The organism is Roseibium sp. (assembly GCF_965233565.1).
GTDB lineage: Bacteria > Pseudomonadota > Alphaproteobacteria > Rhizobiales > Stappiaceae > Roseibium.
Genome location: NZ_OZ247494.1, coordinates 6,064,340 through 6,088,955 on the forward strand (window position 1 = coordinate 6,064,340; position 24,616 = coordinate 6,088,955).

The 24,616-nt window shown below is 58.8% G+C and carries 22 protein-coding genes; 9 read left to right on the forward strand and 13 right to left on the reverse strand.

From position 1 onward, the window contains the following. Positions 1 to 33: 33 nt before the first annotated feature. Genes ACO6TG_RS27625 through ACO6TG_RS27640 form a run of 4 tightly spaced genes read right to left on the reverse strand, consistent with a single transcriptional unit; the run spans position 34 to position 5,174 of the window. Positions 34 to 609, reverse strand: coding sequence for a sarcosine oxidase subunit gamma (locus tag ACO6TG_RS27625; RefSeq protein WP_422376149.1), 576 nt, complete (start codon positions 607 to 609; stop codon positions 34 to 36). After that, the gene (locus tag ACO6TG_RS27630) at positions 602 to 3,604 is read right to left on the reverse strand and encodes a sarcosine oxidase subunit alpha family protein (protein ID WP_422376150.1); all 3,003 of its coding nucleotides are present in this window, start codon (positions 3,602 to 3,604) and stop codon (positions 602 to 604) included. The genes ACO6TG_RS27625 and ACO6TG_RS27630 overlap by 8 nt, the downstream gene beginning before the upstream one ends. After that, positions 3,601 to 3,906, reverse strand: coding sequence for a sarcosine oxidase subunit delta (locus ACO6TG_RS27635; protein ID WP_422376151.1), 306 nt, complete (start codon positions 3,904 to 3,906; stop codon positions 3,601 to 3,603). Before ACO6TG_RS27635 ends, ACO6TG_RS27630 begins: the two co-directional genes overlap by 4 nt. 14 nt (positions 3,907 to 3,920) lie before the next feature. Then, positions 3,921 to 5,174 (reverse strand): sarcosine oxidase subunit beta family protein, encoded by a 1,254-nt coding sequence (locus ACO6TG_RS27640; RefSeq protein WP_422376152.1) that lies wholly within the window; start codon positions 5,172 to 5,174, stop codon positions 3,921 to 3,923. Positions 5,175 to 5,568: 394 nt separating this feature from the next. Between ACO6TG_RS27640 and ACO6TG_RS27645 the strand changes: the two genes are divergently transcribed. Together ACO6TG_RS27645 and fghA are read left to right on the forward strand one after the other, a co-directional pair. After that, positions 5,569 to 6,681, forward strand: a complete 1,113-nt coding sequence (locus ACO6TG_RS27645; protein ID WP_094070506.1) for an S-(hydroxymethyl)glutathione dehydrogenase/class III alcohol dehydrogenase — start codon at positions 5,569 to 5,571, stop codon at positions 6,679 to 6,681. Positions 6,682 to 6,855: 174 nt separating this feature from the next. Next, the gene (fghA, locus tag ACO6TG_RS27650; protein WP_422376153.1) at positions 6,856 to 7,683 is read left to right on the forward strand and encodes an S-formylglutathione hydrolase; all 828 of its coding nucleotides are present in this window, start codon (positions 6,856 to 6,858) and stop codon (positions 7,681 to 7,683) included. Here fghA and ACO6TG_RS27655 read toward each other — a convergent pair. The 8 genes from ACO6TG_RS27655 to ACO6TG_RS27690 form a co-directional block, all read right to left on the reverse strand. Further along, positions 7,680 to 8,756 carry a lysophospholipid acyltransferase family protein gene (locus ACO6TG_RS27655; RefSeq protein ID WP_422376154.1) on the reverse strand — a complete coding sequence of 359 codons (1,077 nt, stop codon included), beginning with the start codon at positions 8,754 to 8,756 and terminating at the stop codon, positions 7,680 to 7,682. The two genes, fghA and ACO6TG_RS27655, sit on opposite strands and share 4 nt — an antisense overlap. After that, positions 8,753 to 10,054 (reverse strand): cytochrome P450, encoded by a 1,302-nt coding sequence (locus ACO6TG_RS27660; RefSeq protein ID WP_422376155.1) that lies wholly within the window; start codon positions 10,052 to 10,054, stop codon positions 8,753 to 8,755. Before ACO6TG_RS27660 ends, ACO6TG_RS27655 begins: the two co-directional genes overlap by 4 nt. Positions 10,055 to 10,245: 191 nt before the next feature. After that, positions 10,246 to 10,647 (reverse strand): DUF423 domain-containing protein, encoded by a 402-nt coding sequence (locus tag ACO6TG_RS27665; protein ID WP_422376156.1) that lies wholly within the window; start codon positions 10,645 to 10,647, stop codon positions 10,246 to 10,248. Between the two features lie 57 nt (positions 10,648 to 10,704). Beyond that, the gene (locus ACO6TG_RS27670; protein ID WP_422376157.1) at positions 10,705 to 12,747 is read right to left on the reverse strand and encodes a M3 family metallopeptidase; all 2,043 of its coding nucleotides are present in this window, start codon (positions 12,745 to 12,747) and stop codon (positions 10,705 to 10,707) included. An 81-nt stretch (positions 12,748 to 12,828) separates the two neighbouring features. Then, a complete protein-coding gene (locus ACO6TG_RS27675; protein ID WP_422376158.1) occupies positions 12,829 to 13,401 on the reverse strand; it encodes an AAA family ATPase in 573 nt (190 codons plus the stop codon). Further along, positions 13,394 to 13,792: a DUF2306 domain-containing protein gene (locus tag ACO6TG_RS27680; RefSeq protein ID WP_422376159.1), complete on the reverse strand. Its 399-nt coding sequence runs from the start codon at positions 13,790 to 13,792 to the stop codon at positions 13,394 to 13,396. The genes ACO6TG_RS27675 and ACO6TG_RS27680 overlap by 8 nt, the downstream gene beginning before the upstream one ends. Before the next feature lie 132 nt (positions 13,793 to 13,924). Then, positions 13,925 to 14,962, reverse strand: coding sequence for an agmatine deiminase family protein (locus ACO6TG_RS27685; protein WP_422376160.1), 1,038 nt, complete (start codon positions 14,960 to 14,962; stop codon positions 13,925 to 13,927). An 86-nt stretch (positions 14,963 to 15,048) separates the two neighbouring features. Next, positions 15,049 to 15,657, reverse strand: a complete 609-nt coding sequence (locus ACO6TG_RS27690) for a pyridoxamine 5'-phosphate oxidase family protein (protein WP_422376161.1) — start codon at positions 15,655 to 15,657, stop codon at positions 15,049 to 15,051. Between the two features lie 471 nt (positions 15,658 to 16,128). On the opposite strand from ACO6TG_RS27690, the gene ACO6TG_RS27695 reads away from it, so the two are divergent. The 7 genes from ACO6TG_RS27695 (at position 16,129) to ACO6TG_RS27725 (ending at position 23,661) form a co-directional block, all read left to right on the forward strand. Then, a complete protein-coding gene (locus tag ACO6TG_RS27695; protein ID WP_422376162.1) occupies positions 16,129 to 17,484 on the forward strand; it encodes a substrate-binding protein in 1,356 nt (451 codons plus the stop codon). Between the two features lie 108 nt (positions 17,485 to 17,592). Further along, complete coding sequence (locus ACO6TG_RS27700) at positions 17,593 to 18,624, forward strand: branched-chain amino acid ABC transporter permease (protein ID WP_094070514.1); 1,032 nt, start codon at positions 17,593 to 17,595, stop codon at positions 18,622 to 18,624. Between the two features lie 3 nt (positions 18,625 to 18,627). Then, positions 18,628 to 19,833 (forward strand): branched-chain amino acid ABC transporter permease, encoded by a 1,206-nt coding sequence (locus tag ACO6TG_RS27705; protein WP_422376163.1) that lies wholly within the window; start codon positions 18,628 to 18,630, stop codon positions 19,831 to 19,833. A gap of 11 nt (positions 19,834 to 19,844) precedes the next feature. Next, a complete protein-coding gene (locus ACO6TG_RS27710; RefSeq protein ID WP_422376164.1) occupies positions 19,845 to 20,600 on the forward strand; it encodes an ABC transporter ATP-binding protein in 756 nt (251 codons plus the stop codon). Continuing rightward, the gene (locus tag ACO6TG_RS27715; RefSeq protein WP_422376165.1) at positions 20,597 to 21,376 is read left to right on the forward strand and encodes an ABC transporter ATP-binding protein; all 780 of its coding nucleotides are present in this window, start codon (positions 20,597 to 20,599) and stop codon (positions 21,374 to 21,376) included. The genes ACO6TG_RS27710 and ACO6TG_RS27715 overlap by 4 nt, the downstream gene beginning before the upstream one ends. Before the next feature lie 150 nt (positions 21,377 to 21,526). Next, positions 21,527 to 22,621, forward strand: coding sequence for a calcium:proton antiporter (locus ACO6TG_RS27720; protein WP_422376166.1), 1,095 nt, complete (start codon positions 21,527 to 21,529; stop codon positions 22,619 to 22,621). A gap of 95 nt (positions 22,622 to 22,716) precedes the next feature. Then, positions 22,717 to 23,661 (forward strand): ornithine cyclodeaminase family protein, encoded by a 945-nt coding sequence (locus tag ACO6TG_RS27725; RefSeq protein WP_422376167.1) that lies wholly within the window; start codon positions 22,717 to 22,719, stop codon positions 23,659 to 23,661. A gap of 33 nt (positions 23,662 to 23,694) precedes the next feature. Here ACO6TG_RS27725 and ACO6TG_RS27730 read toward each other — a convergent pair whose 3' ends face one another. Continuing rightward, positions 23,695 to 24,546 carry a GNAT family N-acetyltransferase gene (locus ACO6TG_RS27730; protein WP_422376168.1) on the reverse strand — a complete coding sequence of 284 codons (852 nt, stop codon included), beginning with the start codon at positions 24,544 to 24,546 and terminating at the stop codon, positions 23,695 to 23,697. Between the last annotated feature and the right edge of the window lie 70 nt (positions 24,547 to 24,616).

Consider the following 24,616-nt stretch of genomic DNA (forward strand, 5'->3'; position numbering starts at 1 on the left):
GGCTTTGTTAAGATGTGGTGTTTCGGGCCGTGTTTATGCGGCCTGCAGTTCCTGTGCCGACTGTACCAGAAGGCCGGAAACATAGTCCATGAACGACACCCAGGCCTCGACCATGAACGTGTCCGGTCCGGTGCGCCAGAGCAGCACCGGTGCCTTGTGGAAGATGGTTCGCGTGACGGTGCCGACCGGAAAGGCGTCCAGCGTCAGGTCGATGAAGATGCCGGTGTTGAGCAGCCACTCGGCCTTGCTGCCGCTGACGATCACGGCCAGCGAACGATGGGACACATCCACCAGGGCGTGAGGTGTGTCACCAAGTTTGCTCTCGATCGCCTGGAAGACTGTGTCGAGCTGCTCTTCAGGAGCCAGCAAGGTCCATTCATCCGGCCCCATCCAGAGGGCCGCCCGTTTCGGGGCTGTCTCGCAGGCCAGTGGCTTGACTGGCAGCGACACACCAAAGGCCTCGCCCGCCGCCTTGAGAGAGGCTTCCCGGCCGCGATAGGAGAGGCGGGTGACAGGCACTGCCTTCAGGATCGACACGTCTGGCAGGCTGAGGAGCGGGGTTTCGCCGGCGTCCGGCGTGATCAGGTCATTTGCCACGAGATCAGACATTGATGCGTGCTCCTTCCTTGTCATAGAACACCGGTCCGGTCACTTCGACCGGAATGCTGCCCGTCGGCATGGGCACATAAAGGGTCTTGCCTTCCAGCGCGTGTCCGTTCTTGACGATCGCCAGCGCGATGTTCCGGTCAAGCGCGGGGCTGTAATAGGACGAGGTCACATGGCCTTCGGCCGCTGTGCCGGTGGCCGGGTTCTCCGCAACCGTGATCTGTGCGCCTTCCTCCAGCTTGACCTTCGGATCCTTGGTCAGGAGGCCGACGAACTGTTTCCGGTTCTCGGCAACAAGATCCGGCCTTTCCAGACCACGCTTGCCGACGAAGTCGTGCTTCTTCTTGCCGATCGCCCAGCTCATGCCCGCGTCTTGCGGGGTAACAGTGCCGTCCGTGTCCTGGCCGACAATGATGTAGCCTTTCTCGGCGCGCAGGACGTGCATGGTTTCCGTGCCGTAGACGGTACCGTTGTGCTTTTCGATTTCCTTGGCCAGCGTCTCCCACATCATCTTGCCATGGCGGCGCGGCACGTTGATCTCAAAACCGAGTTCACCGGTGAAGGAGATGCGGAACAGACGGCAGGGAACGCCGCAGAACGTGCCTTCCTTGACGCTCATATGCGGGAACGCCTCGGGGGAAAGGTCGATGCCCTCGATGAACGGTGCAATGACGTCACGGGCCTTCGGTCCCTGGACGGCGGCCACGGCAAATTGCTCGGTGGTCGAGGTGATCCAGACATCGAGATCCGGCCATTCGGTCTGCAGGTAGTCTTCCATGGTGGCAAAAACGCTCGGCGCACCGCCGGTCGTCGTCGTCACGTGGAAGCGATCCTCCGCCAGTCGGCCGATCACGCCGTCATCGACGATGAAGCCGGCATCGTTCAGGAGCAGGCCGTAGCGGCAGCGTCCGGGGGCCAGTTTTTTCCAGGGATTGGTGTACATCCGCTCCAGGAATTCTGCTGCATCCGGACCAACCACTTCGATTTTGCCGAGCGTGGAAGCATCGAACAGGCCGACGCTCTCACGGGCAGTCTTGCATTCCCGTGCAACGGCGGCATGCATGTCTTCACCGTCTTTCGGGAAGTACCAGGTCCGCTTCCACTGGCCGACATCCTCGTAGACACCGCCATTGGCCACCACCCAGTCGTGAGACGGGGTGTTGCGGACCGGGTCAAAGAAATCACCGCGGGCGACGCCCGCAAACAGGCCGAAGGTTGTGGGCGTGAACGGCAGGCGGAATGTGGTCAGACCCACATCCGTGACCGGACGGTCCAGCGCACCGGAAGCAATCTGCAGCGCGTTCATGTTGGACAGGCGGCCCTGATCGGTCGCCATGCCTGTCGTGGTATAGCGCTTGATGTGCTCGATGGACTGCATGCCTTCGCGCACGGCCAGTTTGACGTCCTTTGCCGTCACGTCGTTCTGATAATCGACAAAAGCCTTCACGCGGGACGCATTGCGGTCATGCGGCAGGGCACCGAGCGTGCCGCCGGCACCTGCTTCCCCGCCTGTGGCAACCGCATAGGTGACCTTGGCGCTCTTGCCGGTCGCCGCCTTGGCGGCTTCTTCACCGGCAGCGTAGCCGTCCTGCAAAGTGGCCTGCAGCCCGTAAAGGCCTTTTGAGGCCCCGGTCGAGCGTTCGTTCTGGACCGACTTGCCGGGCACATAAGCGCCCTTGTCGGCATCCCAGACCACTTTTCCGCGGGACTGGGAGTAGAGGCTGACAGTCGGTGTCCAGCCACCGGACATCAGGACAGCGTCACACTCGACCTGACCGCCGGAGGCCACTTTGCCGGATGTCATCAGTTTGCCGAGCAACGCGGCTTTCACGCGTTTGCGGCCAAGCGTTCCTGTGACAACACAGCCGGCTTCCACGCGGATACCGCGTGCCTGGGCGATCGAGATCAGGTTTTCCGGCGGGTTTTCGCGCATGTCCGCGATCGCGACGACATCTACGCCATGATCCTTCAGGTCGAAGGCTGCCTGCCAGGCGGTGTCGCAGGCCGTCGTGACGAGCACCTTGTGACCGACCTTCACGCCGTAGCGGTTGAGATAGGTCCGGCCGGACTCTGCCATGAGAATGCCCGGACGGTCGTTTTCCGGGAACACCATCGGCCGCTCGATGGCGCCGGCGGCGATCACGACTTCCTTGGCCCGCACCTGCCACAGCCGCTCGCGCGGCAGTTTCGGATCGGGATTGGAAAGGTGTTCGGTCACGCGTTCGGCAAGCGCGATGAAGTTATGTGCGAAATAGCCGAACGCCGTTGTGCGCGGCAGCAGCGTGACATTGTCCATGCCGGCCAGCTTGGTGATGGTTTCGCCGACCCACTCTGTGGGCTCCTTCCCGTCGATGCTGGCGCCGGCTTCACTCAACAGCGAGCCGCCGAATTCGGCCTGTTCGTCGCACAGCATGACCTTTGCGCCGGTTTCAGCTGCTGCAAGAGCGGCCGCCAGACCGGACGGGCCGGATCCGACAACGAGTACGTCGCAATGGGCATAGATGTTGCCGTAGAAATCCTGGTCCGGGTTTTTCGGCGGTTTGCCGAGGCCGGCCGCCGCGCGGATGATCGGCTCATAGACACGGTCCCAGAAGGCTTTCGGCCACATAAAGGTCTTGTAGTAGAAACCGGCCGGGAACAGAGGGGACAGCATGTCGTTGACGGCGCCGACATCGAAGCCGAGCGACGGGAACCGGTTCTGCGAAATCGCTTCCAGTCCCTGATAGAGTTCGACCTGAGTGGCGCGCAGGTTCGGGGTCTGGTCGCCGTTGCGATAGATACCGACCAGCGCGTTCGGTTCTTCAGATCCGGCAGAGACGATGCCGCGCGGCCGGTGATACTTGAATGAACGACCGACGAGATGCACGCCGTTGGCGAGCAGCGCGGAGGCGAGCGTGTCGCCTTTGTGGCCCTGCATTTCCTCGCCGTCAAAAGTGAAGGTGAGCTGTTCGGCACGGTCGATCCGGCCGCCTTTTTCTGTACGGAATGGCTGGCTCATTTGCCGGCCTCCTTGGCAAGCGCTTCAAGGTCCGGCATCGGCTCTCCGGCCTTGTAGAATGTCAGAAACTTGTCGCTGACGGTGTCGCGAACTGCGTTGAAGAAGCGGCCACATCCGTGAATGTGTCGCCAGCGCTCGGCATAGACGCCCTTGGTGTTGGTGCGCATGTAGAGATAGTTGACCCAGTCCTCGTCGCTGACCTGCGTGGGGTCATTCGGGCGTGCGATATGCGCTTCACCGCGGCAGGAAAACTCCGTTTCCGGGCGTTCAACGCCGCAATAAGGGCAGTAAACCACTAACATCTGGACATCTCCCCTTAGTGTGCCACGGCGGCTGCTGCCGCTTCGTCGATGAGGCGGCCGGTCCGGAACCGGTCGATGGTGAAAGGTGCGTTGATCTTGTGCGGTTCGTCCTTTGCGATCGTATGCGCAAAGACATGACCGGAGCCCGGGGTCGCCTTGAAGCCGCCGGTGCCCCAGCCGCAATTCACATAAAGCCCCTGGACCGGGGTCTTGGACAGGATCGGTGACCGGTCCGGCGTCACGTCGACAATGCCGCCCCAGTTGCGCAACATGCGCATGCGCCGGAAATGCGGGAAGAGTTCGCAGATCGCATCGATCGTGTGGTTGGAGATGTGAATGCCGCCGGCCTGGGAATAGGAGATGAACTGGTCGGTGCCTGCACCGATCACCAGCTCGCCCTTGTCCGACTGCGAAATATAGGCGTGGATGGTGTTTGACATGACCACGCAGGGAAAGGCCGGTTTGACCGGCTCGGAGACCAGTGCCTGCAGCGGGAAGGATTCCAGCGGCATGCGCACACCGGCCATGTCCATGACGGTCGACGTGTGACCGGCCGCGACAACACCGATTTTCTTGGCCTTGATAAAGCCCTTTGCCGTTTCCACGCCCTCGACGGCGCCGTCCTGACCGCGGCGGATGCCAGTGACGGCGCAGTTCTGGATGATGTCGACACCAAGTGCATCGGCTCCGCGCGCATAACCCCAGGCAACCGCATCGTGACGGGCGGTACCGCCGACACGCTGCAGGGCGGCGCCCATGACGGGGTAGCGGATATTCTTTTCAATGTTCAGCGGCGGGCAGTATTCCTTGGCCTGTTCGGGCGTCAGCCACTCGTTCTGGACGCCAGCCAGCCGGTTGGCGTGTATGTGTCGCTGGGCAACCTGCACGTCGTGCACCGTATGCGCCAGCATCATCACGCCGCGGGCGGAATACATGACGTTGTAGTTGAGCTCCTGCGAAAGGCCCTGCCACAGGTCGATGGCATGGTTGTAGAGCCCGGCGCTTTCTTCCCAGAGATAGTTGGAGCGCACGATGGTGGTATTCCGGCCCGTGTTGCCGCCGCCGAGCCAGCCCTTTTCGATCACGCCGACATTGCGAATGCCGTGTTCCTTGGCGAGGTAATAGGCGGTTGCCAGACCATGGCCGCCGGCGCCGATGATGATGACATCATATTCGGCCTTGGGCTCGGGCGAACGCCATTGGCGTCCCCAGTTCTGGTGCGCGGAAAAGGCATTTTTGGCCAGTTCCAGGAAGGAATATCGCTTCATGAAGCAGCGGCTCCGCACGTTGCCGGCCTGGTGTCGGGCTAACCCCGAGATTTCCAGGACCGGTGTGGTTCGAAATGTGAACAGTGACCCTACCGGCTTCGGGCGGGTGCAGTCCATTGTGGGGCATATTCACGATTGGGCCCAGGGATGCGTATAAGGTTTCAGTCGCAAGCTTGTCAGAATGCGACATGGGTGTCGAACCTTGTCGATCTGACCGGAAAAACAGCCGGTTTCGGCTCGAAAACGTGTCTGTGAGCCGGAAATGAAGTGCCTGGAGTTTACCGGAAAAACGGTGTCATTGCGCAAACCCGACACAGGATGCCGCTTCGGTTCTTGCATTTGATCTCATGCGGAGTAACTCTCGGACCAACAGATTAATCAGGGAGATCCATCCATGGAAGTTCGTGCCGCCGTGGCCGTAGGGGCCGGAAAACCGCTCGAAGTCACCACCGTGAACCTGGAAGGACCGCGCGCCTTCGAGGTGCTGGTCGAGGTCAAGGCCACCGGCATTTGCCACACGGATGAATTCACCCTGTCTGGTGCCGACCCGGAGGGTCTGTTTCCCGCGATTCTCGGGCATGAAGGCGCCGGTGTTGTCGTCGAAGTCGGACCGGGTGTCACCACGTTGAAACCGGGCGATCACGTGATTCCGCTCTATACACCGGAATGCCGGAGCTGCGAGTACTGCCTGAACCCGAAGACCAATCTCTGTCAGGCGATCCGCTCCACCCAGGGACAGGGGCTGATGCCCGACGGGTCTTCCCGTTTCACGACGCTCGACGGCGATCCGATTCTGCACTACATGGGCACATCCACCTTTGCCAACTACACGGTGGTGCCCGAAATCGCCCTTGCCAAGATCCGTCCGGACGCGCCCTTCGACAAGGTCTGTTACATCGGCTGCGGTGTGACCACAGGCATAGGCGCAGTGATCAACACGGCCAAGGTGGAAATCGGATCACGCGCGATTGTCTTCGGTCTCGGCGGCATCGGTCTCAACGTGATCCAGGGCCTGCGCCTTGCCGGTGCGGACCAGATTGTCGGTGTTGATCTCAATCCGGACAAGAAGGCCATGGCGGAACGGTTCGGCATGACCGATTTCGTCAATCCGAGTGAAGTGGAAGAGGATCTGGTGCCTTACCTGGTCAATCTGACCAAGGGCGGCGCCGATTACACATTCGATGCCACCGGCAATGTCAATGTCATGCGCACGGCACTGGAATCGGCTCACAAGGGCTGGGGTGAGAGCATCATTATCGGCGTTGCGCCAGCCGGTGCGGAAATCGCGACCCGTCCGTTCCAGCTGGTCACCGGGCGTGTCTGGAAGGGCACGGCCTTTGGCGGCGCCCGCGGCCGCACCGATGTGCCGAAAATTGTCGACTGGTACATGGACGGCAAAATCGAGATCGACCCGATGATCACGCACACCATGCCGCTCGAAGACATCAACAAGGGCTTCGATCTGATGCATGCAGGCGAATCGATCCGGTCGGTTGTCGTCTACTGATCGATCGGTTCCAGTCACTAAGGCACGGTTTAGTTCGTCACCGTTGCAGGACTTGATCCTGCATTCCATGCCGTTTCGCTCGTCATAGGTGGACAAGTTTGTTGTTTGACCAATGAAACGGCATGGATCCCGTGGTCAAGTCACGGGATGACAAAGTGAGATTTGAGGCATTTGATGAAAACCCTTTCTGAAAACAGGTCTTTTGGTGGTGTGCAGGGCGTCTACAGCCATGCGTCAGAAGTCTGCGGCTGCGAGATGACCTTTGCGGTCTACATGCCACCGCAGGCCGCGAACGGACCGGTGCCGTGCCTTTGGTACCTGTCCGGCCTGACCTGCACGCACGAAAATGCGATGACCAAGGCCGGACTGCAGGCTCATGCTGCCGAGTTCGGCCTTGCACTTGTGTTTCCCGACACCAGCCCGCGCGGCGACGGGATTGCCAATGACGAGGCCTATGATCTTGGCCAGGGCGCCGGTTTTTATGTCAACGCCAGTGAGGCACCGTGGGCGCCTCATTTCCAGATGGAAACCTATGTGGCGAGCGAATTGCGGGATCTGGTGACCGAGAAATTCGACATTTCGGTGCATCACGGCATCACCGGCCACTCAATGGGTGGTCATGGAGCGTTGACGCTGGCCATGAAGTACCCGGGTCATTACCAGTCGTTGTCCGCCTTTGCCCCCATCGCCAACCCGACCCAGTCGGATTGGGGGCGCAAGCAGCTTGGATCTTATCTTGGTGCGGACGAAACGGTCTGGGCGGGACACGATGCGACGTTGCTTTTGAAAGACAAGGGCTGGGCCGGGGACGTTTTGGTCGATCAGGGCGCTGATGACCAGTTCTATGATCTTCTGAAGCCTGGGGCTTTGGCATTGGCGCTGAGCGAAACGAAAACCGCGCACACTTTCCGGCTACAGGAAGGTTACGATCATTCCTACTATTTTGTCTCGAGTTTTGCCCGCGATCACGTCGCCTGGCATGCCGCGCGACTGAGAGGCTAAGCGTCGACGCGGTTGCCATACTCCCCGGCGAGCTGCCTGGCGTAGGAACTTTTCTCGAAGGATTTCGGCAGTCGCAACTCGCCCAGCATGTACCATTCTTCGATATTGCGGAGCACGATCGGCTCGAACACGTCGTTGAGAGCGGCCACTGTGTCTGCAACCTCATATGGACTTTCGGTGGTCGGCCGCTCAATGGGAGGCATGAAGACGAGCTTGAAACGGGCGGGGCCAGTGCGGGTCAGATAGACCGGCAGCAGTGTTCCGCTACACGCATTTGCGATTTTGACCGCGACGACGGCGTTTCCCTTTGTCGGCGCCGGCCGTCCGAAACAGGGCAGGTGCACCTGCTTGTCGCGGACCTCGTCGATGAAGATGGTCATCGAATAGCGGCCGCTCGTCATGAGACGCCGCAAGAGATAGGCGCTGCGCTGCCCTGGTGGAAACAGATACTGGTTCCGTTCGCGCCTGATTGCATGAATGATGCGGTTCTTGAACCGGTTGGTTTCCGGTTGATATGGCCCGACACTCGGGCCGGACAGCCCATCGTGAATGGCAACGAACAGGGCTTCCCAGGTTGCCAGATGCATGGACGTGAAGATGACCGGGCCACCTTGTTGCTGGGCGCTTTTCAGGTGCTCTTCGCCTTCAAGTTCAATGCGAGAACTTTTCCATAATCTATTGACAATACAGAATTCGGAAATGGTACGCGCGATATTCTGCCACCACCTGTTCAAGGCCTTGGTCTCTGCCTCCTGATCAGACCAGCGTCCGGCGGTAAGAGCGCTGAAATTTCTGGCGATCCGTTTCGGAAAGATCTTTTGTCGGTAGGACCAACGCATCAGTGGTTGGAGCAACGGGCCGAAATTCGACACGAAAGTGCTGGGGCAAAGTCGCAAGACATTGTGAAAAACGGTGTTGAGCACACCGTCTTTTGTCTGGCGGAGCCAATAGATCCCGGCAACGCTGCGCGCGTCGACATTGCCGGATACCAGATCGCGCAGAGGGGGGGCCTTCGGTTCCCTGGCCATCGTCTCGGCAAAGGGAATGTCTTCCAGCTTGGACGTCTTGGTCATGAGCTGCGCGGATGCACCGTCATGGGCAGATTGTCGCCCGGGCGAAGGGTGAGCCTGGCGACGGGTTGAACATCGGTCCCATCCTTCAGACGGAGCTCAAAATCCTGGGCCAGAATGGCGAGGCTGAGAATTGCCTCTGTCATGCCGAATTGCAGACCCGCACAGATCCGTGGACCGATGCTGAACGGGACGTAGCCGTATTTATTCGGCTTCTTGGCTTTCGGATCGAGAAAGCGATCCGGGTCGAAGACATCGGGCTTGGACCACAGAACCGGGTTGCGATGCATGAGCCAGGGCACGACCATTACGAGCGAGCCCTTCGGAATCGGCGTTCCACCGATCGTGGTATCGGCCATAGCCTCACGCCCCAGGATCGGAACCGGGGGATAGAGGCGCAGTGTTTCTTCTATGACCGCCTTGGTGAACGGCAGCTGCGCGACATCCTGAAATGTTGGAGTTCGACCGCCAAGAACCGTGTCGAGTTCCTCCTGCAGTCGTAATCTGGTCTTGTCGCATTTTGACAGGAGGAACCAGGCCCAGGCCAGTGTGTTCGCTGTGGTCTCGTGCCCCGCCATGAAAATCACGGCGGCCTCGCTGATGATGGCGCTGCGGCTGAGCGGCGTGCCGTTGTCGTCACGCGCTTCCAGAAGTCCACCGATTACCGAGGCTTCGCCCTTTTGTTTCTGGGCTTCATAGCTTTCGATGATTTCGTCCAGGACTGACATGATCCTCTGGACCGGCTTCTTGATTGCGCGGCCCCGGAAACGGGGCAGCCATTCGGGAAGGCCAAACAGGGACAGGAGATCGATCTGGTCAATATGCCGCTGGTAGTCTGAAAAACCCTGGACCACTTCGGCGGCGTAGTCCTTGCCGAGCTGGCGTCCAAAAATGGTTCTGCAAATGATCTCTGCGGTCAGATGTGCCATGTCGGCCAGTGCATCGATCTCTGCGCCTTCGCCGCGCGCGGCCCACTCGGCGCGCTTTTCATCGATTGTCTCGATCATGATCGGGGCGAAACCCTTGACCCTTGAACCATGAATGATGGGAGCAACCACTTTGCGCCGCTTTGCCCATGTCTCGGTGTCGCTGATAAACAGACCGTCGCCCAGGAGCGGTTCCAGGGCATGCCGCATCTGCGGGGTTTTGCGCTGCAGGATTTCGTGGTTGGTCTGAAAGGCTTCGCGCACAACATCCGGGCGATTGCAAACCACAAGCTCGCGGCTGAAAACCCTTTTGCTTCGCAAGCGGCTCTGGAAATCGTCAATGCCCCAGATCGACAGGAAGTTCCGTTTTGCCATGCCGAGCAATTTCCAGACAGGTGGCATCTTCTCATATCGAAACGGATAGGGAGGCGTGAACTCTTCTGTCGAAACGAGGTGGTTCGCGTCTGTTTGCGGGTCGCGGTCAGATTGTTTTGCTATAACTGTCACAAAATAATTCCTGGTTCGCTCGTCAATCGCGTCCGAAATACCTCATCGACAGGCTTTAGTCACTTGGGCCGAACACGTAAAGCTCCAAGCGCCACCGATAGCCACGAAAGAATGAGAAGAAAGCCGCCTGTCGGCGCGGCCATCGGGAAAAGTCTCTGGTTCGCGAAGCTACGCAGCAACAGGTCGCCGCAGAAGAGACAGAGGCCCGAGGTGAGTAGGAGCAACGCAAAACGCAATAGGAGGACACGTCTGACCTGCGCCAGGACACCGAAGCCGAGATAGACGGGTGCATGAAACAGCAGGACTTGCGCAGCCGTTTCCAGGAGCGGCGAAGCACTGGAGTGCGCCGACAGGGCAAGGCATGCAACGCCAGTAGCTCCCGAGAGCCCGGCCAGAAACAAACAGATGCGCAGGAGATTCGCGGTTGGAGCCTTTGAGGAGAGGTCAGGCTGAGTGGTCATGATGTCACGGTCCGTTTGGCCGGGGCCAGGTGGCCGGCCAGATGGCCGGCCGCGGGATCAGGCTGCAAAGCCGCGCTTTTCGAGCAGGGCATCGATCTTGGGAGATCTGCCCCGGAAGGCGACGTAGGCGTCCTCCGGATCCTGGCGTCCGCCTGCCGAATAAATGAAGGTCAGCAGCTTGTTCGCCGTCTCCGTATCGAAGATATCGCCCTTTTCCTCAAAGGCGCCAAAGGCGTCCGCATCCATGACTTCCGACCACATGTAGCTGTAGTAGCCGGCCGAGTAGCCGTCCCCGGAAAAGACATGCTGGAAATGCGGTATGCGATGGCGCATCGTGATCGCCTTTGGCATGCCGATGCCGGAAAGTTGCTGCTTCTCGAATTCCGCCGTATCGAGTGAACCAGGGTTCTCCAGCAGATGGAGTTCGAGATCGACCAGGGCGGATGCCGTGTATTCAACCGTCGCAAAACCCTGATTGAAGTTGGCCGCTGCAAGCAGTTTGTCGAGCAGCGAAGCTGGCATTGGTTCACCGGTCTTGTAATGAACCGCAAACCTCGACAACACGTCTGGTTGTGACAGCCAGTGTTCGTAGAGCTGCGACGGCAACTCCACAAAGTCGCGCGCCACGCCAGTGCCGGAAATGATCGGGTAGGTCACATCGGACAGAAGGCCGTGCAGCCCATGGCCGAACTCGTGGAACAGGGTCCGGGCATCATCGAAGGTCAGGAGAGTCGCCTCACCGGGCGCTCCTTTCGAGAAATTCATCACGTTGACGATGACCGGCGTGACGTTGCCGTCCAGTTTGTGCTGCGAGCGGAACGCGCTCATCCACGCGCCCGACCGTTTCGAGGCGCGCGCGAAATAGTCGCCCAGGAACAGGCCAACATGATTGCCGCGCTTGTCGAGGACTTCAAAGACACGAACATCGGGATGATAGACGGGCAGGCCTTGCAGCTCCCGAAACGAAACACCGAAAAGCCGCGTTGCCGTATCGAAGGCCGCCTGGATGATGTTGTCGAGCTGCAGATAGGGTTTCAGCTCCGCCTCATCGAGATCGTGTTCCTCCTTGCGAACCTTTTCTGAGTAGAAGCGCCAGTCCCAGGGCTCAATGGAGTGGTTCTCGCCGGAGCGCCGCGCCAGTTCAGCCAGTTTGTCTTCCTCGTCACGTGCCTGAGCCACCGCAGGCGCCCAGACCCTTGTCAAGAGGTCCCGAACGTGGCCCGGCGTCTTGGCCATCGTGTCATCAAGCTTGTAAGCGGCGAAATTCGCAAACCCGAGCAGGTTCGCCTTTTCGGCGCGTAATGAGAGCGTTTCACGAATGATCTCGCGGTTGTCCGTGTCACCGTCCTTTTCCCCGCGAGAAGTCCATCCCTGGAAGGCTTCCTCGCGCAAAGACCGGTTTGTTGAGAACTGCAGAAAGGGTTCGATCGAAGACCGCGACAAGGTGATGACATGCTTGCCGTCCAGGCCGCGCTCCCTGGCGGCTTCAGCAGCTGCAGTCAGCAAAAAGTCTGGCAATCCGGCCCGGTCTTCCTCTGTCTCCAGAACGAGCTGAAAGTCTGCTTCGTCATTTAGCACGTTCTGGGAAAAACGCGTTCCAAGTGTGGCCAGCTTTTGGGAGATCTCAGCCATCCGCGTCTTGCCGGGTTCATCCAGGCCGGCGCCAGCGCGTTGAAACATTTTCTGATACCGCTCCAGAACACGATCATCTTCTGCAGTCAGCCCCAGCGCTTCGCGGTTATTCCAAAGAGCGGCGATCCGGGCATAGAGACGCGCGTTCAAAAGCGTATCTGAACCGTGCTTCGCAAGCTTGGGTGCCACCGACCGTTCGATCTTCTGAAGATCCTCATTGGTGTGGGCGCCAGTCAGGTTGAAGAAAGTGCGGGCAACACGGGTCAGGGCTTCTCCGCTTTTTTCCAGGGCAATAACCGTATTTTCAAAGGTCGCGGCATCGTCCTGATTTGCAATGGCATCGATCTCCGCCCGTGCTTCGGACATGGCGGCATCAAACGCCTCTTCGAAATGGCTTGGCTCGATCTGTGAAAAAGGAGGGAGCTGAAAAGGCGTTGTCCAGTCTTCGAGAAGCGGGTTGGCGGTCATGAAATCCTCAGCGGAGTTGAGACAGTAGAAGTCTGATATGGCGTGGCCACCTATTGAAGCCAAGGGGAGCGATTGGCCTGATCACATGCGGGATCTGTCTTCGACAAACTCCACCCGTTCTGTCACGGACACGCGTGGAAGGTCAATCAGCCTGTATCCGAGAGCCAGATAGCTTTTTCTCAAATGACAATACTCTGCTGCAGCCTCTTCCAGGGAGTGCTGTCTCTCCGCATCATTGACAAATATCTCCGCCCACACAGGCGCCATGAAAACGGAGATGGCATAAGGGGCAGGCGTCAGCAACGAGGCGAGATCTTTTGGAACCGGAAGTGACTTGAAACGCAAGAAGGAAATCACGTCCACAAGAGACCTGTCCAGGAAAGTCGGGCCTGAGCTGTCCGGTCGTGCTTTTAAGTCGGCGAGATGCAATGCGACGCAGGCCCTGACAAATGCTTCCGGGTTGACCCATGGCAGTGCATCCGTCTCATTCTTGAGCGCCGTTGCAACGACCCTTCTGCCGGCCTCAGGCACCACGAAGTGACCTCTGGCTTCAAGCGCGGTGATTAATGCCGATTTTCCGCCTCCGGAGCATCCCGAAATTACAAACGGTTTCGCCGATAAAACCGCAGACTGTGCGCGACAGGCCTCAGCCACCGAAGATCACCTCATGCATGATGCGACCGGGTAAAAGCGTGAAGAGCCCTGCAATCACCAATGCCCCGGTAAAGGTGAGGACCATGATGGAGCGGTGCGCGCGAATTTGTCCCCTTTGCGCTGTAAGAATCCCGCCCGCCAGAAATACCAGCGTGAGCAGCGACAGGATATGGATTGGACTAAAAGGCCCCCAAAGACGGATCGTGTAGATGAAGAGGCTTGAACCGGACACCCAGACCATCAGGGCGAACCACAGATATCCGAGGGTTCTGTGGGAACGGGTGCCCTTTGGCGCTCGCAGCTGAAACACGCCAGTTATTAGAGCGACAAGTGCAGCGCCCGCATGGCTGGCAACAAGCCAGCCGGCATCGAGTAAAGGAGAAAGGGTCACTGGGAAGGCTCACCGTTAAAAATCGACAGGCAAAGGCAAGGCGGTGGAATGAAGGCGATCTTTGAGGTCTTTTTTGCCGGGAAATTGCGGTCGCTCTGAGTGCTGCGAAAAGCACGGGACTGGATCGGTGTTTTATAGGCTTACAGGTTGTTGTTGTGTGGCACAGTGAATGCCGCCACCGGTTTCGCCGATCGGGTCGACATTCAGGCTGACGATTTCGCGATCAGGGTAAAGCTCGCCGAGAATGCCAGCAACTTCCTGATCTGTCTCCGGGTCGCCGAATTCGGCACAGACCACGGCACCGTTGCAGACGTAGTAATTGACATAGGAGGACACGAATTCATCTGACTGGACACGTGTTTGCGCCGGGGAGGGGATCTCGACAATTTCCAGCTTCCGACCGGCCGCATCCCGTGCACTCTTAAGGATGGACAGCGTCTCGCGCGCCGAAACCGAGAATGGGTCGTCGTCTTCGGGATAGGGCACCTGTATGATCACCGTACCAGGACGCACAAATCTTGCCAGCGCATCGATGTGATCGTCGGTAATGTCGAGGCCGGCAACGCCCGGCGCCCAGATCATCCTGTCAGCCCCATAGGCGGCAAGCAGCCTTGTTTCGATGTCTTCTTTGGAAGAATCGTTGCGGTTGGGATTGACCCAGCAGCTCTCATGCGCAAGCAGCGTTCCTGCTCCGTCCCATTCCACGCCACCCGGTTCACCGACAAGGCCGCTGTCATAGACCGCCACGCCCAGTCGGTCTGCGACCGTTTTTGCGACACGCCCGTCCTGACCGTGAACCTGCTTGTTGCCCCAGCCGTTGAATCGGATGCCGGATACTGCAAGCCCACCTTTTCCATCGATGGCAAACAGCGGACCGGAATCCCGACACCACAGATCATCTGTCGGGATATCCCAGATTTGTACCTGCTGCGAAAGCAGTTTGCGGGCAGCAGGCTGGTATTGGGAGGCCATCAGCATCACGACGGGTTCGAAGTCCGCGATCGCATTGGCAACGTCTGCGATGGATTGTTGCAGATCCTTCAAAAACCATTTGTCGGGATGGACTGTCCTGTTGACTGGCCATTGCATGAAAGTGCGTTCATGCCGGTCTTCTTCGGCCGGAACGTAGTATCCTTCCGGAAGGCCAAAGTTGTGAGCGGCTTTGGACACTCTTGTGCTCCCCAAATGTACAGATGCAAGCGCGGCCGCCTGGACCGTTATCTGCTTCACAAATTGGCGACGTGTGATCATGGCACTTACCACATTGACTTCCGGGCGCGGTCCAACCAGGCGTCATCATAGCTCTTGCCGTCAAAGCTGTCCTTGATTTCCTGCATGATCATGCCTGGTGTCGGCAAGTCTCCTTTGGAAACACGTCGGTCCGGGTTCCAGAGATCTGCGCGCATGATGGCGCGCGCGCACTGGAAATAGACGGTTCCAATCGTGACGATGATCACCGACCGGGGCTGTTTGCCTTCCTTTTCGAACGAGGCAAGAAGATCTGCATCAACCGAGAGCACGGCCTTTCCGTTCACACGCAAGACATTGTTCCAGCCCGGGACCATGAACATCAGCGACACGCGCGGATCACGGATGATGTTCCGCAGGGAATCGATTCTGTTGTTTCCGCGCCGGTCCGGAAGCATCAGCGTCTGCTGGTCGTGAATCCGGACGACAGGTTCGTCGTCACCACGTGGTGAACAGTCCAACCCTTCAGGCCCAACGGTTGTTAGTGCGCAAAACCGAGAGGATTCAACGATTTTCCGATAGGCGTTACTTAGATGATCAATCTCCTTGATCAAGGATGCCTCACCGGCGACGCCGTAATGTGCATGAAGCTCTTCGAGGGTATTCAACAGGCTCATAAGAATCCAACCAGGGACAGGGACATATTTCTGATCCCTGTTTGCTATCACATGTGTGCATCGTCAATTTGACAGGCCTCACTTGGCGAAATGGTCTTGCACTTTGGTCTAAGAGGTGCGTCGGCTGCAGACTTTTGACCATTACGTCAAAGTAATTTTGCGTTGCGACAGAGTTCCTGTCTAACGCCCTGCATTCAGTGTAGAAAAAAAATGGTGCGGCGCAGCAAGTATTTGGCATTTTTGGAATGGTTAGCCGCGATTACTTCGAAAGTATAAGGACTTGTGAGGAGTGGGCGCTCCGATAGTCGTATTGCTGTTGCGCATTTGTTTTTCTTACAGTTTTCGCAGCTTGCAGTTTTGGCGCAGAGGAGCCGGGCATCCGGACGGGGAACGGGCCAGAATTGCTTGCGGCTGTACAGCTACTCGCAGGCGTGTCCGAGGTGGACCGCCGCGCCTTTCTGGGAGGAAAGTATGAGCTTAATTCGCAAACCCCTTAATCGCCGTTCGATCCTGCGTGCAGGTGCGCTGGGCGGTGCCGCTCTGGCAACGCCGACCATTTTCACCAGCAGAGCCTGGTCCGCAGGTTATCTGAACGAGCCGACCGGTTCGACCGTCACACTCGGTTTCAACGTTCCGCAAACCGGTCCATATGCCGATGAGGGGGCCGACGAACTGCGCGCCTATCAGCTGGCCGTTGAACACCTGAACGGTGGTGGCGACGGCGGCATGATGAACACCTTCTCGTCCAAGGCTCTCAAGGGCAACGGTATCCTTGGCAAGAAAGTGGAATTCGTTACGGGCGACACGCAGACCAAGTCCGATGCGGCGCGCGCTTCCGCGAAGTCGATGATCGAAAAAGACGGCGCCATCATGATTACCGGTGGTTCCTCATCCGGTGTGGCCGTGGCCGTGCAGGCACTTTGCCAGGAAGCCGGTGTGATCTTCATGGCGGGTCTGACCCACTCCAACGACACCACGGGTAAAGACAAGCGTGCCAATGGTTTCCGTCACTTCTTCAACTCCTACATGTCCGGCGCCGCACTGGCACCGGTGCTGAAGAACGCCTATGGCGCCGACCGGAAGGCCTATCATCTGACCGCAGACTACAACTGGGGTTACACCACCGAGCAGGCCGTGCGCGAATCCACCGAGGCTCTGGGCTGGGAAACCGTCGAGACCGTCAAGACGCCGCTCGCGGCAACCGACTTCTCGGCCTACATCACCCCGGTGCTCCAGTCCGACGCCGACGTGCTCGTTCTCAACCACTACGGCGGCAACATGGTCAACTCGCTGACCAACGCGGTTCAGTTCGGTCTGCGCGACAAGGTCGTCAACGGCAAGAACTTCGAGATCATCGTTCCGCTCTACTCCCGCCTGATGGCGAAGGGCGCCGGTGAAAACGTTAAGGGCATCTTCGGGTCCACCAACTGGCACTGGTCGCTCCAGGATCCGGGCTCCAAGGCCTTCGTCCAGTCCTTCGGCCAGAAATACGGCTTCCCGCCGAGCCAGGCTGCACACACCTGCTACGTCCAGGCGCTTCTCTATGCAGATGCTGTCGAGCGTGCAGGCACGTTCAACCCCTGCGGCGTTGTCGAAGCCCTGGAAGGTTACGAGTTCGACGGTCTGGGCAACGGCAAGACGCTGTACCGCGCCGAAGATCACCAGTGCTTCAAGGACGTTCTCGTCGTGAAGGGTAAAGAAAACCCGACCTCCGAGTTCGACCTTCTGGAAATCGTCGAAGTCACTCCGGTGGAGCAGGTCACGTATGATCCGAACCACCCGCAGATGGCTGGCGGCCAGCTCGGCACCTGTAACCCGGGCGCTTAATATCCGATGTTCAGACAGGCAGGGCGGTCTTCCGCCCTGCCTGATCCTTTAAACACTTGCGCGATTGAGGGCTGGGACCGCACGCGCTTCTGATCCGAGCGAAGAGCGATGGACGCGATACTTCTTCAAATTCTGAACGGGCTCGACAAAGGCTCAGCATACGCGCTGATTGCCCTTGGTCTGACCCTGATCTTTGGCACGCTAGGCGTGGTCAACTTTGCACATGGTGCATTGTTCATGATCGGCGCTTTCTGTGCCGTGACCCTCAACCGTCTCCTGTCTCTGTCGTTCACCACCGTTGATCCTGAGCGCACCGACTTTCTTGGCAATCCGCTGAAGGTCGAAACGCCCTATGTCGAGGCGTGGTTCGGGCCGGAGACCGGGGCGGCGATCATCGACTGGTCGGTGCCACTCGCGATCCTGTTCTCGATACCGATCATGGCCCTTGTCGGCCTGTTCATGGAACGGGGGCTGATCAAGTATTTCTACAAGCGTCCGCATGCTGATCAGATCCTGGTGACCTTCGGCCTTGCCATCGTTCTCCAGGAAATCATCAAGTATTTCTATGGCGCCAACCCGATCCCGACGCCGGCACCGGATGCGTTCGCCGGCAGCCTGGACTTCGGTGTTCTGGTCGGCATGGATCCGAACCTGATCATTTATCCCTACTGGCGTATCGTCTACTTCCTGTTTGCCGTTGGTATCATCGGCGCGGTCTTCGCGTTCCTCCAGTTCACCACCTTCGGCATGGTGGTCAGGGCAGGGATGGCAGACCGTCAGACCGTCGGGCTCCTGGGCATCAACATCGACAAGCGCTTCACGTTCATGTTCGCGCTCGCGGCAGTGGTCGCGGGGCTTGCGGGCGTGATGTATGCGCCGATCAATTCGCCGAACTATCACATGGGCATGGACTTCCTGGTGCTGAGCTTCGTGGTGGTCGTCGTCGGCGGCATGGGCTCCTTGCCGGGCGCGGTGCTCGCCGGCTTCCTGCTGGGCATTCTGGAAAGCTTTGCCTCCATGGCGCAGGTCGTGGCTCTGCTTCCGGGCATCAACCAGATCATCATCTATCTCGTTGCCATCGTGATCCTTCTGACCCGTCCGCGGGGACTGATGGGCCGCAAGGGTGTCATGGAGAGCTAAAACATGTTGGGACTCAACAAAAAAGACACCTTTATGTTCCTGCTTGTGCTGGTTCTTGTGGTGCTCGCCCCCTTCCTGCTGAATCCGTTTCCGGAAAACTCCGAGCTGGCTCAGTTCAATGCCGGCTACCCGGATCTGATGCAACGCTTCCTGATCTTCGGCATTTTCGCGATCGGCTTTAACATTCTCTTCGGCCTGACCGGCTATCTGAGCTTCGGTCATGCCGCCTTCCTCGGCGTCGGCTCCTACGCCGGTGTCTGGATGATGAAGCTGCTGACGATGAACGTCATCCCGGCGATCTTCATGTCCGTCGTGTTTGCAGGTCTCTTCTCGCTTCTGGTGGGCTACATCTCCCTGCGGCGGTCTGGCATCTACTTCTCGATCCTGACGCTGGCCTTTGCCCAGATGTCGTTTTCTCTGGCCTATTCGGTCCTGACGCCGATCACCAACGGTGAAACAGGTCTCCAGCTGGCGCTGGACGACCCGCGGGTTCTCGGGGTCAGCCAGGTTGACGGTTCCATTCCGCAGGCAAACCTGTTCGGCCTCCCGATGCGCGAGAGCTTCGAACTGTCAATGGGCGGATGGCTGTTCACCTTCAATGCCGGCTACTATCTGTGTGCCGTCGTGATGATGGTGGCCTTCTACATCGCCGTCCGGATCTTCCGCTCGCCTTTCGGCATGATGCTGCGCGCGGTCAAATCCAACCAGCAGCGGATGAACTTCACAGGCCTCAACAGCAAGCCCTATACCCTCGCAGCCTTCGTGATTTCAGGCATGTATGCCGGCCTGGCCGGTGGCCTGATGGTGGCAATGGACCCGCTTGCCGGCGCAGAGCGCATGCAGTGGACCGCGTCGGGTGAGGTTGTCCTGATGACCATTCTCGGTGGAGCAGGGACCCTGATCGGTCCGGTTCTGGGGGCAGGATTCATCAAGTATTGCGAGAACATCTTCTCCAAGATCAACGACAACATTCTGTATGGCTGGTTCTCCGGTCTGCCCGATGGTCTGGCTGACGCACTAGTGTTCGTCATCCATCCCTTCATCGGCAAGGGCTGGCACCTGACGCTTGGCATCATGTTCATGCTGATCGTGATCTTCCTGCCAGGTGGCATCATGGAAGGCCTGGAGCGCATCGGTCGCCTCTTCAAGCGCAAGCCGCCGTCTGAAGACAACTCCGCTGCGCAGGCTTCCGCAGCCCCTGCAGAATAAGGTGAACTGATATGGAAATCCTACGCGTAGAGGGTGTGAACAAGTCGTTCGGCGGACTTCGGGCCCTCAACAATGTGAACTTCGCCGTCGAGGAGGGCACGGTTCACGCCATCATCGGCCCCAACGGGGCCGGCAAGTCGACCTTTCTCAACTGCATGATCGGCCGGCTTGCCCCGGACACGGGCAGCGTGATGTTTGGCGACATCTCGCTGACCGGCATGAAGCCGCATGAGATCAATCAGGTCGGTGTGTCACGCGTCTTTCAGACACCGGAGATCTTTGATGATCTGACCCTGATGGAAAACATCATGATCCCGGCCCTGGCAAAGCGGGACGGCGAGTTCGCTCTGCATGCCTTTACCCGGGTCGACCAGGATGCCGAAATCCGCGACAAGGCCATGCACATGCTGGAAGATGTGGGGCTCGCCGAAAAGCGGGACATCATCGCAAGTTCGCTGTCCCGCGGTGACAAGCGCCGGCTGGAGCTTGCCATGTGCCTGTCGCAGGATCCAAAGCTCCTGCTTCTCGATGAACCGACGGCGGGCATGTCGCGCGCCGATACCAACAACACGATCGATCTTCTGAAACGCATTGGCGATCGCGGCATTACCAAGGTCGTGATCGAACACGACATGCATGTGGTGTTTTCCCTTGCGGACAAGGTGACGGTGCTGGCGCAAGGCACGATCATCGCCGAGGGCAAACCGGAAGACATCAAGGGCGATCCGCGTGTGCAGGAAGCCTATCTTGGAGGAGCGCATCTGTGACCCTGCTTGACGATCAATTTGCCGGCAAACAGGCGCCTGGCATCAAACCCAAAAAGGCAACAGGCGCGGCGCCGGCCTATTTCTCCGCCTGGGACCTGCATGCCTATTACGGCGAAAGCTACATCGTTCAGGGTGTCAGCTTCGACGTGCGGGAAGGGGAAATCCTGGCGCTTCTGGGCCGGAACGGTGCAGGCAAGACCTCCACCTTGCGAGCCATTGCCCGCATGGACGATCCGCAGCTGACCCATGGCGAGGTCTGGCTGGATCACCAGGCCCTGCATGACATGCAAAGCTATCAGGCGGCGCGCTGCGGCGTCGGGCTTGTGCCGGAAGATCGTCGGATTATTCAAGGACTGACGGTTCAGGAAAATCTGGAACTGTCTCAGATCGCCGAACCGAAGGGCTGGTCGATCGAGCGCATCTACGATCACTTTCCGCGTCTTGCGGAACGCAGGTCCCAGGAAGCGGTGACCATGTCGGGTGGTGAACAGCAGATGCTGGCCGTTGCGCGCATTCTTGCAAGGGACATCAAGCTTTTGCTGCTGGACGAGCCCTATGAGGGACTGGCGCCGGTTATCGTCCAGGAGATTGAACGCATCCTGGAAGGTGTCAAGGAACTCGGCATGACCACGATCATCGTGGAGCAAAACGCGATTGCAGCCCTTCACCTGGCTGATAGGGCCGTGATCCTCGACATGGGTGAAGTGGTGTTTGACGGTTCCGCCCAGGAGGTTCTCGACAACGCGGAGCTTCGCCAGGAGTATCTGGCAATCTGATTTTGGATGGCCGAAAGTGTAGAAAGGACCGGTGTTCGGCGCCGGTCCTTTCGCTTTTTTGCGCAAGGTCTTGGCCCAGTTGCAGCCCGTTCGGGGAGCAGCCTATAGTTCGGGGTCTCATGTCTTGATTCTCGGTCGGGGGGCCAGAACGTGCTGAAATCCGAACTGCCCAGCTTGACCGGTTTCCTTGTTTTTGCGGTGTTCCTCCTGCTCGGGGATACGCTCAAACCCGAATATGTAGGCATCGGGCCTTCCCTGATGCTTCTTGGGGTCATATTCGCGACGGTGATGTGGTGTGCCTTTTCCGTTGTCCGTCACGCGGAATGCCTTGCGACCATCCTGGGCGAGCCTTATGGCACCTTGATCCTGACGCTGGCGGTAATCGGCATTGAAGTCGCCCTGATCGTCGCCATCATGCTGTCAGGTGACGCGGCACCGACCATGGCGCGCGACACCATGTTTTCCGTTGTCATGATTGTCATGAACGGCCTGATCGGCCTGTGCCTACTCATGGGGGGGCTGCGCCACAGGAACCAGACCTACAATCTGCAGGGCGCACAGGCGTTTCTGTCCGTATTGGTACCGCTCGCCATTTTCGCACTTGTGTTGCCCCGGTTCACGCATTCTGCACCTGGCGGTGAACTCTCGCCGCTTCAGGCCGGTTTTGACGTGATCATGTGCATCCTGCTTTACGGTGTCTTTCTTGCGATCCAGACGGTGACGCACAGCGATATCTTCAGGCAGCCGGACCAGAGCGATGACGATCACGGGCACCACGGCGTTGTCGTGCGGTCTTTGCCCTTCCACGTGGTTGGCCTGTTCGGCGCATTGGTGCCGATCATTCTCCTGTCAAAGAAGCTGGCACTTTACGTCGAGTTCGGCATCGGCGGGCTGGGCGCGCCCCTGGCCCTCAGCGGGTTTATCGTTGCCGCACTGGTCCTGATGCCAGAGGGGCTCAGTGCGCTTCAGGCGGCGCGCGAAAACAAGCTGCAGCGCGCGGTCAACATCTGTCTTGGATCGGCCGTTGCAACCATCGGCCTGACAGTGCCCGCGGTCCTGCTGGTTGGCTGGATCACCGGTCTCACGATCGAGTTGGGGCTGAAACCGGCCGATATCGCCCTCTTGGTGCTGACCCTGTTTGTCAGTCTGCTGACCTTTGGCAGCCGCACGACGAACTACCTCCTGGGAGCCGTGCACCTTTCCTTGTTTGCCGCCTATGTCATGATGATCTTCGACCTTTCCTGACATAGTCGGAACGTTTCGGCCGGCAACCGCACTTGGACTGTGCGGCTGAATGTGATTTGGTCCTTCGAAATTTAATCAATGTCAAATGGTTCAAGATGCTGCTGCTAACCGACGCCCAGACCCGCGATGCCCTGCCGTTTCCGGACCTGATCGACGCGCTGGCTGACATGTTCCGCTCCGGGTGTGTCATGCCGACACGTCATCATCACGACATGGAAATTCCAGGCGAGCCGGACGGAACGATGTTGCTCATGCCTGCTTGGGTCCCGGGTGGCTATGCAGGGGTTAAGGTTGCAACGGTTGTGCCTGGAAACTCGGAGCGGAACCTGCCGGCAGTTGCGGCTCAGTATCTGCTGTCGGATGCGCGCACCGGTGAAATGCTGGCGCTCGTCGATGGCGGCGAACTGACAGCCCGTCGAACCGCGGCTGCGTCCGCTCTTGCGGCGCGCTATCTCGCGCGCTCCGACGCCAGGCACCTTCTGGTGCTGGGGACAGGCAGACTGGCGCCAAACCTGGTGGAGGCCCACATGGCTGTTCGTGCCATAGAGGAAGTCACGGTCTGGGGCCGATCCAGGGAAAAGGCGGCAGAACTCGCCGAGGAAATTGAGAAGAGCTTGCCTGTGTCCGCCAAGGCGGCTGAAACGCTGAACGGGGCGCTTTCCCAGGCTGATATTGTCAGCGCGGCAACACTCTCCACGGAGCCGCTTATTCGCGGGGCGCATCTCAAGGATGGCGCGCATGTCGATCTGGTCGGGGCGTTCAAGCCGAGCATGCGTGAAAGCGATGATGACCTCGTCCAGCGTGCCGAGATCTATGTCGATACACGCGACGGCTGCCTGAGCGAAGGTGGCGACATCGTGCAGCCTTTGCAATCTGGGCTCATTTCCCAATCCGACATCAAGGCGGATCTCTACGAACTTTGCCGCGGAACTCATCCCGGCCGGCAATCCGATGGCACGGTGACCATGTTCAAGTCGGTTGGCGCGGCCCTGGAGGATCTGGCAGGCGCTATTCTTGCCTATCGAAACGTCGACCACTGAGCGCCGACAGATCCGGGCAGTCCCGCGCGGTTGCTAGCCCAGCTCGAAAGTCGTTATGCCGTACATCTGATCCAGGGGAAGATCCGGAACCGCGCCGCGATACATGCGGAACGTCTCGAATTCCGGAGACAGCTCATAGCGTTCTGCCAAAAGAAGCGCCGCTGCGTTGGGTTCCGGGGTGTCCAGGATAACCATCTGACCCTTGACCTGGCCGGCAAGTGCCCGGAATAGCGTATCGGCTATCTCCGGTGTTTCCGCAAAGAGCGGGCCGATCTTGTAGCCTTCATGGCATTGGCGGATCACACCGTAGCCATGAACGCTGCCATCTTCGACGAAAGCGAAGCCGCGCCGGGTTTCAAGCATCGGCGCAGTCCAGAGCTGAAGAAACTCTGTGCGCGGCGCCGGAAAGAATTCCAGGTCATAGTCGCGAATGGATGGGTAAAGACCCTGGCCGAGGGGAGCGAGACGCGGGTCCATCGGCGTATCGCACAAGGAAATCCCGGTCTGGCGTATGTTCCTGTAAATTGATTTGAACCCGTGCTCAGCGTAACTGGCCGTCTGTTCGTTGACGGCATCAAGGCCAATGACCCTGGAGCCCAGATAAGACATGGCGTGGTCCCAGATCTGATGACCGTAGCCTCGCGTTCGAAATTCACGTTTACAGATGTAGAGGCCGATGAAGCCGAAAGCATCGCCATAGCGGACAGCTGAAATGACATTGATCAGCTTTCCGTCGATTTCACCTGCAAAATAGCCTGTGGGGTCTGCGGCAAAAAAGGCGGGGCCGTCTTCCAGGCCCGGGTTCCAGCCTTCTTCTTGAGCCATGTTGAGTGGAATATGAATCTCGTCTCCCCGCAAGGGACGGATGGTGAGGTCAGCTGTCATGGTGTCCATCGGTTCAAGGGGCGTTCTGTTAGCGTAGGTCGACTCGCGCAGAATTGAAATCCTTGGGGTC

What these genes read in the sequence shown, in the direction of transcription:
- ACO6TG_RS27660 (WP_422376155.1), bottom strand. Translation starts at nt 10,054, where the DNA reads ATGGCAAAACGGAACTTCCTGTCGATCTGGGGCATTGACGATTTCCAG.
- ACO6TG_RS27670 (WP_422376157.1), bottom strand. Translation starts at nt 12,747, where the DNA reads ATGACCGCCAACCCGCTTCTCGAAGACTGGACAACGCCTTTTCAGCTC.
- ACO6TG_RS27695 (WP_422376162.1), top strand. Translation starts at nt 16,129, where the DNA reads ATGAGCTTAATTCGCAAACCCCTTAATCGCCGTTCGATCCTGCGTGCA.
- ACO6TG_RS27635 (WP_422376151.1), bottom strand. Translation starts at nt 3,906, where the DNA reads ATGTTAGTGGTTTACTGCCCTTATTGCGGCGTTGAACGCCCGGAAACG.
- ACO6TG_RS27710 (WP_422376164.1), top strand. Translation starts at nt 19,845, where the DNA reads ATGGAAATCCTACGCGTAGAGGGTGTGAACAAGTCGTTCGGCGGACTT.
- ACO6TG_RS27630 (WP_422376150.1), bottom strand. Translation starts at nt 3,604, where the DNA reads ATGAGCCAGCCATTCCGTACAGAAAAAGGCGGCCGGATCGACCGTGCC.
- ACO6TG_RS27690 (WP_422376161.1), bottom strand. Translation starts at nt 15,657, where the DNA reads ATGAGCCTGTTGAATACCCTCGAAGAGCTTCATGCACATTACGGCGTC.
- ACO6TG_RS27705 (WP_422376163.1), top strand. Translation starts at nt 18,628, where the DNA reads ATGTTGGGACTCAACAAAAAAGACACCTTTATGTTCCTGCTTGTGCTG.
- ACO6TG_RS27640 (WP_422376152.1), bottom strand. Translation starts at nt 5,174, where the DNA reads ATGAAGCGATATTCCTTCCTGGAACTGGCCAAAAATGCCTTTTCCGCG.
- fghA (WP_422376153.1), top strand. Translation starts at nt 6,856, where the DNA reads ATGAAAACCCTTTCTGAAAACAGGTCTTTTGGTGGTGTGCAGGGCGTC.
- ACO6TG_RS27625 (WP_422376149.1), bottom strand. Translation starts at nt 609, where the DNA reads ATGTCTGATCTCGTGGCAAATGACCTGATCACGCCGGACGCCGGCGAA.
- ACO6TG_RS27665 (WP_422376156.1), bottom strand. Translation starts at nt 10,647, where the DNA reads ATGACCACTCAGCCTGACCTCTCCTCAAAGGCTCCAACCGCGAATCTC.
- ACO6TG_RS27700 (WP_094070514.1), top strand. Translation starts at nt 17,593, where the DNA reads ATGGACGCGATACTTCTTCAAATTCTGAACGGGCTCGACAAAGGCTCA.
- ACO6TG_RS27725 (WP_422376167.1), top strand. Translation starts at nt 22,717, where the DNA reads ATGCTGCTGCTAACCGACGCCCAGACCCGCGATGCCCTGCCGTTTCCG.
- ACO6TG_RS27645 (WP_094070506.1), top strand. Translation starts at nt 5,569, where the DNA reads ATGGAAGTTCGTGCCGCCGTGGCCGTAGGGGCCGGAAAACCGCTCGAA.
- ACO6TG_RS27655 (WP_422376154.1), bottom strand. Translation starts at nt 8,756, where the DNA reads ATGACCAAGACGTCCAAGCTGGAAGACATTCCCTTTGCCGAGACGATG.
- ACO6TG_RS27730 (WP_422376168.1), bottom strand. Translation starts at nt 24,546, where the DNA reads ATGACAGCTGACCTCACCATCCGTCCCTTGCGGGGAGACGAGATTCAT.